A 12,848-nucleotide genomic window follows, 5' to 3' on the forward strand; every position below is an offset into this window, starting at 1 on the left:
CTCCTGATCTGAAGGCATCGAGAATTTCTTTATGATTCATACGATTTACTCCCTTCTATGATGTTTTGCACACTCTTAAAATCCAATTTTCCTTGCGCCACCTCTTGCATTAATCCGATGATCTGTTCGTCTGTATACGTGCCCTTTGTTTGATGTGCTGCCGCGCTTTGATTGTGTCTTTCCGCTTTCGAGGCCAAATGAGCGGATAGAGCTTGGACAGTCTGACATTCAAGGATTTCCCGGCCAGTCATCTTCATCTGCGTGGTTTTTTCGATATGACGCATCAATTTTCGGCCAAGAATTGAATCCATCCCATAATCCAGAAAGTTTCTTTTGAAATTGATTCGATCCTCAGATATGCCTAACTCTCGTGCTAAAAATTGAACAATGATCTTTTGAATGTGTGTCTCCCTATTTGGCTCGTCAATCTCTGTTTTCATGTCTTGTGTATGCGGTTTAACGGACTCTGATTGGTGATTGCCTGATGAAACCCAATATCGCTCCCTTGCAAATGGATAGCCAGGTAAAGGGAGCATCCGAACGTCATCACCTTCATGAAGGAGTTCCCAAGGGATCTGATATCCTTTCACCCAACATTCGGCAATGTTTTCCAAATTTCTCTCTTTTGCAAAAGCTTGCAGGAAAGCTTCATCTTGTTCTTCTAACATCCCTTCCGTATGTCCTGTATAAAGGAATGCCTGTTGGCCTGATACCCCACCATTCTTCATCGCTTCCGCATATTCCTTCAATTTTCGCACCAATTGCTCCTGATTGTTCACAACAATCGCGAGCCTTGCTTCCATGGCTTTTCTCCCTACCTGAAGCGTATATGCAACATCAGGTAAAGAAAGGTTATGATTCTGCTCAAGATACACAATCATGCGGCTGACAGCTTCCTGAAGCCGATCGTCATTTTGGGCTGAGAGCACGATGACCTGCGGGCATTCAGCCGGCTCTTTATGTGGCTGTGTGAACGGCTGCTCATCCGGGATGTATTCTTCAATGACTGCATGCGCATTGGTGCCGCTGATTCCTGTCGTGCTGATTGTTCCCATCCTCGGCTTCTGATTTTCCCTGATCCATGAACGGTTCTCTTTGCAAAGCACGAACGGGCTTTCTTTAAACTGAATATACGGGTTGTCCGATTCACAGTGATGAGTAGCCGGAATGGTCTGGTTTTTCATTGCCATCAGCATACTGATTAAAGCAACCACCCCTGATGCTGCAAATGTGTGTCCGATTAAAGGTTTAATCGAGCTCATCATGCAGAATTGCTTCTGCTTCGTATATTTGCTGAACACGCTCGTTAATGCTTGGACCTCAAGCGGATCTCCAAGATTTGAGCCGGTACTGTGTGCCATCACATATTGAATATCGAGCGGGTTGATTTCATTTTTTTCATAAATGTTTTCGATCAATTCCGCCTGGCTGAAAGGATTTGGTGCAGTAATGCCATTGGTTTTGCCATCGTAATTCACACCGCTGGCCTTTATGCAGCCATAAATATGATCTTTATCTTCAATTGCCTTTGATAATGGTTTCAGGAGAACAGCAGCTACTGCTTCACCTGGCACCAGACCATTGGCATCCTGGTCAAACACTTTGCATTGTCCGTTCGGAGAAAGCATTTCGGCTCTTGTCAGCGCCTCAAAAGACATTTGAGAAATATTCAGGCTGACGCCGCCGGCTAAAGCCATTTCACAATCTCCTTGACGCAGGGCTGAACACGCCTGATGAATCGCCACAAGTCCAGATGAACATGCTGCTGTCAACGCCATATTAGGCCCTTTTAAATCTAACGCGTATGCGATTCGCGCAGATAATGTGGCGTTTTGCGTTCCATTAATGTAATCCGTATCTCCGGTTAAATGCGCATATTCTCCTTCTTCCACACCTACATAAACACCACAGGATTTTCCTTTTATCCGATGTCCCATATAGCCAGCGTCTTCAAATGTGTGCCATGCTTCCTCTAGAAAAATGCGCTGGCGCGGATCCATGCTTTCAGCTTCTTTAGGCGATATTTGAAAAAACAGCGGATCAAACCGGTCTATGTCCTTCAAAAATGCGCCCCATCTCGGCACTGCTTTTTCTGGATCTCTGTTAGCTCTTCCCCAGTCCCAGCGTTCTTTCGGAATCTCAGAGATACAATCTTTCCCGTTTTTCAGATTGTCCCATAGCTCATGAACCGAATCAGCTTGAGGAAACCTGCCGCTCATGCCGATAATGGCGATTGGCTCAGCGTGAGACTGCCGGACGCTTTTTTTATTGGTTTCTGGTTCTACAGAAACCGGAGCATCAGCTTCAGAAGGCTTTTGTGCCTCAGATGCATCATCCCGGTAAAATGCTTCGATCAGCTCTTTGTGATCCGTTAAGAAGAAGCGGATCAATTCTTGTAAAGTCGAATAGCCAAAAAATAAAGCCGGTGGCACTTCAATGTTGAAATGCTTTGATAATACATTCGAGAATTTAGCCAAATAGATCGAATCAAATCCGAAGTCGGCCCAATTTTTGTTCAAATTCAGCTTGTCCTTTGAGATTTTAAGCAATGCGTGAATATGCTCTTTCAAATCGTGTTCTAAACGCTTTTCAATGCTTAGCGTTTTGATCTCGCCCCTTTTTTCTTGTACAGCAGGGGCTTGAATGGCCGGTTCCTGAATAGGTTCAGTCATTCCTAAAAAGCGGCTGACCCGGCTGGGCTGGCCGGCTATCACGAGATGCTGAGCATCCTGCTGAGACAGGATGTGTTCAAACATACGGATGCCTTCATCCTCTTCTAAGAAGCGCTGGCCGCTTGATTTCAGATACATATCAGTTGTTTCTTCATCACCGATCTTCATTCCGCCATCTTTCCATACAGGCCAGTTGATGACAAACGTTTTGCCGCTATGAAGCTCGTTTCTGTATTGCGCATAAGCCATTTGGAACCGATTCCCGATTGCATAATCACAACAGCCGAAATCTCCCAAAATTGCAGAAGATGAAGAAAAATAACAAATAAAATCAAGATTTTCATTTTTAAGCCATTCATCAAGCGCTATCGTACCGTTGATTTTCGGTTCAATGATGCGCTGGAAGGTTTCGATCTCTTTGTCAAAAATAGCAGAATCGCTCTCGACTCCGGCTGCATGAATAACGCCATTTATGGCGCCGAATCGGTCTTTCCCTCGTTTCACGCAGTCTCCCATCGCGATAGGATCAGAGACATCTGCTTCTGCATACATGGCTTCGCCGCCTAGATCCTTTACTTCTTTTATTTTCTTTTGCTTTTCTTCATTGAAAGGCGACCGCCCTGTTAAAATAACGTTTGCGGCATAGTGTTTAGCCAAATGTTTGGCGAATAAATAACCGAGCCCTCCTAAACCGCCTGTAATCAGGTAAGTACCGCCAGACTTCAATTTGCTGTTGTTCGGTTGTATCGCTGTCTGTTCAATGTGACTTACATATCGTTTGCCATTCTGATACAAAACAGTTTGTTCAGTTGAAGCCTGTAATTCCGTCCAGATCTTTCGAGCCCAATCATCCATTGATTTTTGTCCTGCCGGCTGAAAGATTCCAGTCACTTTTGTATGCGGGAGAACAAGCCCGAGTGAACGTTCGAAGCCAATCCATGATTCCAGATAGCTCCGGTCAAGACCATTTTCAAAACGTCCTGCCAGCAGAAGCCGTGAAGGATGAAGCTTTGCCGCGGACATACCTTGTAATAGATAGACAATCAAGGAATGGTCCTTTATACAGCTCGCGTCTTCCGCAGGCCACATATAAAGGACTGCATCTGGCTCTCCATGTTCGTCCTGAATGCTCTGGAAGGCTTTTTCAAAAGTGGCGGGTTGTTGCCGTACAATCTGATAGCTGTTTTGAGATTGTTTGACGTACACCTCACCCTGCGAAATAAAAATGACCTTGGTGTCTTGATCAACATTTTTCACAGATGCAGCGAATGCGTTTTGCTTTTCTCTATCAGTCAGAAAACAGATAAACGTTTTGAAGCGTTTCGATGTGAGAGACACTGGCTCTTCTTTCCACACTTCTTTAAAAGTCATCACCTCGAAATGTTCTTCTGTTTGCTGTTCATGATGCTGTTCTATAGGAGCTGGGGCCTTTGCCGTGCCTGGTGCCCAGTAACGTTCTTTTGCAAATGGATATGCCGGAAGACTGATCCGGATCGGCTTATGGGTTTCGTACAGCTTCCCCCAGTCAAAAGACAAGCCTTTCACCCAAAGATCCAGCAGTTTCGTGTATTTCCCTTTACTCATCCATGCCTCTATGATTTTTTCCGTATCTTCATCAGCTGATAAGACCGCTAATGCTTTTTTGTTATCATCAATGCGATCCAAGTAGAGGCTGTCTGTTTTGTTTTCGATAAAATCGTTTAGTTTTCTTTCAAGATCCTCTAATGATTCTGCTATAAAGCCCAGCCGTTCCTCCATTGCTTCACGGCCCGTTTGTAAGGTATAGGCGATCCGGATCAGATCTGTTTCGCTGTACCTTTTTTCTTGAATGGCTGTGAGCAGCTGCTCCGCTTTTTCCTGAAGCCGTTCCCTGTTTTTCGCTGACAGCACAATCAGCGCAGGAGGATGAGCTTCAGGAGTTTGCGCTTCTGTTCTCGGAATATATTCTTCCAGGATCATATGGGCATTGGACCCTCCGGCGCCAAAACTGCTCAATCCGGCACGTCTCGGCACCTCCTGCCCGTCAATCACCGGGCGCTTCCATTCACCAAGATCCTGCTGAACGACAAATGGCGTATGGTTGAATTCAATGTTTGGATTCAATCGCTGAGAATGCAATGATGGCGCAATTTGGCCGTATTTAAACTGAAAAAGTATTTTTGTCAGCCCTGCGATTCCAGCTGCACTTTCACAATGGCCGATATTTGACTTGCTGGAGCCAATCGCGCAAAACTGTTTCTCTTGCGTATCTTCCTCAAACGCTTTTGTTAATCCCGCTATCTCAATCGGATCTCCTAACGCGGTGCCTGTTCCGTGCGCTTCCACATAACTGATGGTTCGGGCAGGAATGTTGGCGCGCTCAATCGCTTCTTTAATCACCTGTGCCTGTGCATGAGGATTAGGAACGGTATAGCCATTCGTTTTTCCTCCACTGTTAATCGCACTGGCCTTTATCACACCGTAAATATGGTCGCCGTCTGCTATTGCTTGCTGCAACGGCTTTAACACAATAGCTCCTACTCCTTCTCCGTCGACAAATCCATCTGCGTCATCGCCGAATGATTTACATGTATCACTTGCAGAGAGCATATTCATGACAGATAAGTTCTGATAATGGACCGGATCGACAACTAAATTAACACCGCCGGCAATGGCGCAATCACTCGATCCGCTATAAATGCTTTCCAGCGCTAAATGAATCGCTGTCAGAGAGGATGAGCAGGCAGTATCGACGGCAAGGCTCGGGCCTTGGAAATTCAGCAAATAGGATATTCTGTTGGCGATAGACCAATAGCCGTAGCCGGTCGGATAATTTTTGTTCATCACTCCGGCAAAGACGCCGATTTTTCTGCTTGTACAGAGCGTGTCAGGCGTGTATCCCGCATCTTCTATACTTGCATAAGCGGTTTGCAGAAATAATCGCTCCTGAGGGTCCATTCTTTCTGCTTCGAGCGGAGAAATCTGAAAGAATAAAGGATCAAACTTGTCCATATCCTTGATAAATCCGCCCCATTTTGTATAAATCGACCCTTCTTTTCCTTTTTCTTTATCGTAATAGGCTTTCCAATCCCAGCGTTCTTTCGGAATTTCCTCAATACAATTTCTTCCTTCTTTTAGGTTGTTCCAAAAATCTTCTGCTGTTTCAGCCTGAGGATAACGTCCGGAAATGCCGATAACGGCAACGTCACGGCTGGCAAGAGCGTGTGTTGGCATTTCTTTCTCCCTGCTGAAGCCGAGCTTGCGAAAGTGCCGCGATCTTTTAGCGGCCTGTCCAGGCTTTTTTAAAGATTCATTCTTGCTTGCGGCTGGTGTCTTTTGTTGAACTTGACGGTCAAGACCAGTCAGTTTCATGAGCGCTTCTGATTTTGTTTTGATTAAGTGTTCCACTAACGCGTCAATGGTCTGATACTCGAAAAATAAAGTGCTGCTTACATGGTCAAATTCTTTACGCAATGTATTTGTCAACTGGACAACGACGATAGAATCAATACCGTACTTTTCAAGCGGTTCAGATGACTCAATCTTGCCTACAGGAATTTTCAATGTTTCTCCAATTAGTTTTTTCATATATTCTGTGCTTTTTTCTCTGAGAGCAGCAGTATTTGATTGTCCATCTTTCTGCGTATCTATGTTTTGTGTATAGGCTTGCTCTTTATTAGACGCGGGGGAAACATCCTTCTCTGGCGAGACCACACTTTTCATCATCATACGGCGAACCAGCCCATTGCTTGAGGCTGCGACGATCTGGTGACTGAGATCATGGGCCGCTTCGGCCGGAAAGAAGACAGATTCAAAGCCTTCGCTTTCTAGTGCCGATTTCCAGCTGTTAGGATATAAGCCTGGACATCCGGGAATCCGCACTGCAGGATCTTCATACAGCCACCAGCCTTCCAAGAGACCAAAGGTGATGTGAGGGAACAGGCTGTTTCCCGCCATTTCATTCAGCAGCAGCATTCCGTTGTTTTTCATCACTGCTTTTGTATGCCGCAGGGTTTGACGGATATTTTTTGTCGCGTGAAGGACATTAGCGGCAATGACGACATCATAGCCGCCAGCCTCGATCTCCTGCTGGTCAATCGGTTTTTCTACGTCAAAAAGCTGATACGTCAGATACGGATTTTCCACCCCATATTCCTTTTCTGCATGCAGCAAAAATGCTTTCGACAGATCTGTATAACAGTATTCTTTGATATGATTTTGATAGGCTTTCAGTTTTTGAAAGATTCCGGCACTCGTGCCGCCTGTGCCTGCGCCTATTTCCATAATGCGAATCGATGCCTCAGGATCATGCTTCAGCCGTTCATCCAGGTAAGCTGTTAACGTATCGGCAAGCACTTTATTAAAATAGTCTGCCACTTGGTTTTGCTTATAAATGCCTTCCACCAATTCCATTGAGGAATGCGGGAACATGATATCTGTGGCAGGCACTTCCCCTGTCAAAATATCCGGTAATCCTTTCAGCATAGTCTCTGCTAAAACAACCATCGCCTTGGTGTTGCTGTCTTTGAGCCATTTTTCTTTTTTCGCATTCCATTCTTGCCAAAGCAGCGCGATATCCTCTGCTCGATTCTTCCTTACCAATGAATCTCCATCTTTCTTAAGGTAATCATGCTGCAGAAGGAATTCACTGCTTTGCTGAAGCCATTTTTCATAAAATTCACGAGTCTTGTGTTGTTGAAGGCGCTCAACTGATAATCTATGACCATCAAACAGCCCGGCCGTTTGCAGCTGACCTAATAACAGCCTGTAAAGAAGATCGTCCAGCTCTTCATGTGTAGCTCTTTGTACTTGTCCTGTTTTCGGCAGTCGTTCTTTCAGGCTTTCAGCGTCTGCTGAAGGGTGCTCGGGATAAAGGGTGATGAATTCATTCTGATTCACACCTTCGACTGCGACAGGTTTTGTCGTATGAATGAAAGCCGTTTGGCTGACTGGCCCAGAAAGCAGTGCTTCCAGCGCCTTCATACCTTCCGCAGGTTCAATTAAACCTAAGCCAATTTGATTCATGAGCTGTACATATTGTTCATCCTCGGCCGCTTCACTGTTCCCCCAATATCCCCAGTTCATGACTTTTACAGGGCAAGCCCAGCTTTGGGAGAGCTGGTGAGCAAAAGCATCTGCAAATGCACAGCCAGAGGCATAATGGCTTTGCTTTACGTTTTTGATATGAGCTACAAGCGAAGAGAAGAATAGTACAAAATCCAAACGTTCATGTTGGAACACTTGAGCCGTACGGACACTGGCATCCACCTTGGCCGCCAGTCCGGTTTCAAATTCTTCCAGTGTCATATTTTCCAGGCTTTGCTCAAATAAAACCATTGCAGAGTGGACGATCCCGTGAATGTGAGGATGACGCTTTTTCACTTGATCATAAGCCTGCTGCAATGAATGCAAGTCCGCTGCATCGGCTGAAATATAGTAAGGCTCAGGGCCAAGCTCGGAAAGACGGTCTACTTTCGCCTGAATGGCATCATTGATTTGACTGCGTCCAATCCAAACGATTTGCGCCTGATAGCGGCGGATCATGTACTCACTCCATGCCTCCCCGATGTACCCGGCACCTCCGATGACCACATATACTCCGCCTGTTCGATATAGCGTGTCATTTGACGGTGAATGGCGATATGGGATCAGTTGCTGCTGATGCCATTGCTGATTCCGATAAGCCCAAGTGTGGCCAAGATGGTCAGCAGGGAGCGTAAACATTTGATGTACCGGCCATGTGCAGCCTTCTTCAAGATCAAGAAGACGGATGTTCCAATGCGGATATTCCTTAGCGATTGTGCCGGCGAGTCCATGAATGCTTGCATGAGCGGGATGTACTGTCTCGTGTTGAGTAACCGGCTGCGCTTGGACGGTCACAAAAGACCATTCTAGCTTTTTCTCACCATAGCCTAATTGAAGACATGCCTTCACAAGCTTAAATGCCTGAAGAACAGCCTCTCCTTGTCCCTCACCAACCATATTCTCCGGGTGTGACGGGGCAATCCACAATACATGGTCAATGTCTCCGCACGCTTGCAGCTTGTCCGCTATTGCAGCAATGTCATCTGCAGGCCGGATAACTACAAATGAAACCTGAGGATGATGCTGCTTTATTAACATCCGTTCACCTTCAGTACCGCCGCATAAAACAGCCTGCATCCCAACAAACGAAGCATTGTCTTTACCATTTGGAGAAACCGGTTCCCAGGCAGGGATCATCATTGTATGCCCTGTCAGCGGAGAATCAGCTGCTGCTTGAGGTTTGGTCTGCTGTTCTCCCTCAAGTGTTCGCATCGAAGCCCCCTTCATTCGAACACAAACGTTTCCGTTCTCATCGCATAAATCAATGTCGTACTTCCTGACCTTGTCCTCCGCTTTACTGTCTGAACTGTATCGAATATAAGACCAAATCTCCTCAGGACACGGGCTGAAAACGTCAAGCTGCTGCAATGCAAACGGGAGAGACAGCTGATGGGCTTGCGCTTCAGCATTGACTGAGCTAACGATAAAACCGACTGTGGCATGGAAGGCGGAATCCATCAAACTCGGGTGGAGCGTAAAATGCTGCTTGCCGTCTTTTAAAAAAGCGGGTAATGAGATTTTTGCAAGCAATCGATCTTGTCCGACAAGCACTTTTTCAATCCCTTGATAGCCCTTGCCATAGTCAAGCCCAATCTTTCGAAACGCTGTATAGCATTGTTCTGACGTCACTGTATCCAGGCTGCATTCTGTCTGTATTGATGCAAGGTCTAAAACAGGAGTGTCCGCTTCAGCTGAAATGACTGCACGACCTTGACTGTGTATCATCGGGGTTTCTTCTTTATTTTCAGAGCTGCTGTAAATGTCAAAGGAAATGTCCCCGTTATCCTCAGGATAAAGGCCAATATGTATTTCTTTTGGTTCACTTCCTATCGTGATAGGACGAATCCAGACGATGTCCTTAAGCGACACAACTCTTTGTTCACCTTCCGGATCTCCCGCAGCTTTTTCGGCTGCTTCCCTTGCCATTTCTAAATAGGCAACACCCGGCAAGATTTTTTGTCCCTGCACAACATGATCAGATAGGAAAAATTCCTTGCCTGTAAAAACAGAGCTAAAGCGCTGCTCAGTAAAGTCTGACGTATTGCGGTGCACCAGCGGATGTAAGGTATGATCTACTGTGCTGGTTTTTGTTTCAGGAGCCGGTATCCAGTAGCGCTCTTTAGCAAATGGATATGTCGGAACACTGATTTTAAGCGGCTTGCGATCACCGTATAGCTCGTCCCAAATGACCCGCTTTCCTTGAACCCATGATTCCGCCATTTTCTTCAATTGGCTGTCTGTTATCGTGCTGTTTCTCAGCGCATTCTCCGATGTTGGCCCGGCGGCCTCCTGATTCTCCTTGGCTTGTCCGGTCCAGCAGCCATCGAGCTCTTTGTCACCATTTGCAAACGCCCGAAGTTTAGCAGTTAAATCCTTTATGTCCTTCACGATGAAGGCTGCCCGTTCCTCCATTTCCACCCGTCCTGCCTGCAATGTATAAGCTAATGCTACAATATTGATATCCTCGCTAAGAAAATCAAGGAGTTTTAGAGCATAAGCCTGCAGACGGTCTTTGTTTCTCGCGGACAACGGAATCATTATTTGGTCATTTTTCGCTAAAACCGGCTCTGAAAAACTCTCTGCCGGAATATATTCCTCCAAAATAAGATGTGCATTTGATCCTGAAGCGCCAAACGAACTTAAACCGGCGCGGCGGGGATATGTGATGTCCATCCCGTTTTCTGTCAATGATGGCTGCTCCCATTTTTTCGTTTCATGCTGGACAAAAAACGGGGTTTGATCGAGCTGCAAATATGGATTCAACTCTTCTGAGTGTAATGACGGCACCAATGTTTTATGATGGAGCTGCAGGACAGTCTTCGTTAAACCGCTGATGCCGGCTGCAGATTCGGCATGGCCAATATTTGATTTCACAGAACCGATTGAGCAGAATTGCTTGTCCTGCGTATTGCTGCTGAAAGCCTTCACCAATCCTTGTATTTCAATCGGATCTCCTAATGAGGTGCCAGTGCCATGGGCTTCAACATAGCTGATGGTGCGCGGATCAATTCCTGTTTTCTCTAAGCACGCTTCGATAACATCAGCTTGAGCTACCGGGCTCGGAACTGTAATTCCGCTTACTTTTCCTACATGATTAATTGCACTGCCTTTGATGACAGCATAGATCCGGTCGCCGTCCTGTTCAGCTTTTCGCAGCGGCTTTAACAGCACTGTTCCGACACCTTCTCCGGATACGTAGCCATCCCCGCCTTTGCCGAATGTATGGCAATAGCCGTCACTTGAGTGCATCCCCACACTGCCGTAGCTGATATATTTAGCCGGATGCAGTGACAAATTGACGCCCCCGGCAAGCGCGGCCTCACATTCTCCATTCCGGATGCTCTCTATCGCCAGATGAACCGCAGTTAATGAAGAAGAGCAGACTGTATCCACCGCCATGCTTGGACCGTGGAAATTACAATAGTAAGAGACCCTGTTGGCAATTTGCGCATAATTCAGCGATAAAGGAAATGCATTTTGTTCTGATAGAGCCTCCGCTCCTAAAAGGGAGTAGTCCTTATGCATAACACCTGCAAATACGCCGACATGCTGCCTTTTATTTTCTCCCTGCGGTGAAGCAATTGTTTCTGGTGTATACCCCGCATCTTCAATAGCTTCCCAGCACGTCTCTAAAAATAAGCGTTCCTGAGGGTCCATGGTTTCCGCTTCACGGGGTGAAATCCTGAAAAATTGAGGATCAAAACAATCAGCATCCTCGATAAACCCGCCCCATTTTGACAATGGCTTGCCCGAAGGTGAATCCAGCCCATTGTTTTCCTTCCATTCCCAGCGCGAGTTTGGGATCTCCGTGATGCAGTCGGTACCTGCCTTAAGATTTTCCCAAAATTCCTGTATGTTTTTTGCCTTAGGATAACGGCCTGCCATTCCGATAATGGCGATATCTTCCCCGAATTCTCGTAAAGAGGGAGCGGCGTCTGAAGAATCCTGCATTGGTTTAGGAGACTGACGGACTGTTTCGTCCGCCTCTCCCATTAAATAGTGTTCAGCAAGATGCGCAGCTAGTTCTGCAATCGTTGTATATTCAAACAGCAGCGTTGGCGAAAGATCCGCTCCAATCTTAGCCCCTATCTCCTGAACTACTTTAAGCAAAGATGGTGAATCCAGCCCAAGCTCATAGTATCCGGCGTGGATATCCATTTGTTCTGCCGGCCTTTCAAGCTGTTCAGCAAGCAATTGTCGCAAATACGTTTCAAATGCAGTATAGTCCCGACCGGTATTCTGAGAGACAGCATGTCTTTCTTCTTGAATTTCTTTTGCCGAATGAAAGGCTGCCCCATCCCGTACAGACTTGCCTGCAAACTGTTTCAGCTCGGCCACTTTTTGTCCGGAGGAATTAAAATATTCAACCGTCATATAAGTGAGTTCTTTCTTCTGGCGCACAGATGAAGAGAGGATCCGGGCTGTACATCCTTTTTGTAATCGTTCTGAAGCTGAAAACGATTCATAACACAATGGCAGATACATCGTTTGTTCTGAGAGCAGGCAGCTTGAACCTATGCCGCTGCCGTCAATGAGAGTCGGGTGAAACAGAAACGCCTCAGAATGAAGCAATGCTTCCTGTCCGACAGATAGATCAATTAAAGCACCCTCTTTGTTTTCATAAATCTGCCCTTCCGCCTTCATCATGCCTGTATGAACTAATTGTTGAGAGCGGCATTGTTCATACAGATCATCTAAATTCAGAATCCTGTCAGCTGTACTTTTCCACTGATTAAGGTTTATGGTTTCGGCAAAAGCAGTCCGCTCTTTACGATGCATTTCAGCCGTCACATATTGTCTTTTGTCCGTTAGCGACTCGCCATGCTGTTTTTGTCCGTCGATGATGATGGACCATGTCCCCTCCTTGCTTTCAGACGCATGAATGGTCAGGGCGATGTCATGCGATTCGTCTGCGGTCAAAGGGTAAAAAATGGTCAGGTTTTTTAATTCAAGCTCTTGGTATGAGAAACCATGTTCTTGGAATACTTGATAGATCAAATCTATATAAGCAAGGCCGGGTAATAACGCTTGTCCATATACCTTATGGTTGGACATGATCGGATTATTTAATGAAATGTGCAGTTGTTCAGTTATCATTTTCCCACTCCTCTC

Annotated in this window: 1 protein-coding gene; it reads right to left on the minus strand. The window is 46.0% G+C overall.

Annotated features, from left to right (window positions below; translation table 11 throughout):
- Positions 1–29 precede the first annotated feature (29 nt).
- Positions 30–12,833 carry a type I polyketide synthase gene (locus KHQ79_RS09615; protein ID WP_225514975.1) on the minus strand — a complete coding sequence of 4,268 codons (12,804 nt, stop codon included), beginning with the start codon at positions 12,831–12,833 and terminating at the stop codon, positions 30–32.
- Positions 12,834–12,848 lie beyond the last annotated feature (15 nt).

This window comes from Bacillus sp. TSO22, assembly GCF_020223595.1.
Taxonomy (GTDB): Bacteria; Bacillota; Bacilli; order Bacillales; family Bacillaceae; genus Bacillus; species Bacillus inaquosorum.